Source organism: Aureimonas sp. SK2, assembly GCF_029813115.1.
Taxonomy (GTDB): Bacteria; Pseudomonadota; Alphaproteobacteria; order Rhizobiales; family Rhizobiaceae; genus Aureimonas.
Map to the genome: position 1 here is coordinate 1 of NZ_JAPZDS010000078.1, position 457 is coordinate 457.

Here is a 457-nt window from a genome sequence, read left to right on the forward strand (position 1 = left end):
TGTCGCCGTGACGGTCGCCCAGACCGACGTTCGCGAGGCGGCGGTCGACGTCAGCGACGAAGAGGTCGATGCGCTCGCGCCCCGGCAGGCATTCCTCATCTCGCTGCAGATCGATCCTTCGCGCGTCACGAGCGGGCGGGTGCGCGAGATCGCACCGCGCTCCGACAGCGCGACGCGCACCCGGCGCGTCCTGATCACGCTCGACGACCCGCCGCCGGCCTTCCGCGTCGGCACGACTGTCGACGCGCGGCGCGACACGGGCTCGGAAGGCGAGATCCGCCTGCCCGACACGGCGCTCAAGCGGACGGGCGCGGAAGCCTCCGTCTGGGTGGTGGACGAGGCCGCCGGCCGCGTCGCCCGGCGCGCCGTCACCTTTGAGGCCAGCAGCCGCGGCGAGGTGCGGATCACCTCGGGCATCGAGGCGGGCATGCGCATCGTTACGGCGGGCGTCAACTCC

The 457-nt window shown here is 73.5% G+C and carries 1 protein-coding gene; it reads left to right on the forward strand.

What is annotated here, in order from left to right; translation table 11 throughout:
• A partial coding sequence (locus tag O5O54_RS22285; protein ID WP_279484035.1) for an efflux RND transporter periplasmic adaptor subunit occupies positions 1-457 on the forward strand: 457 nt, incomplete at both ends.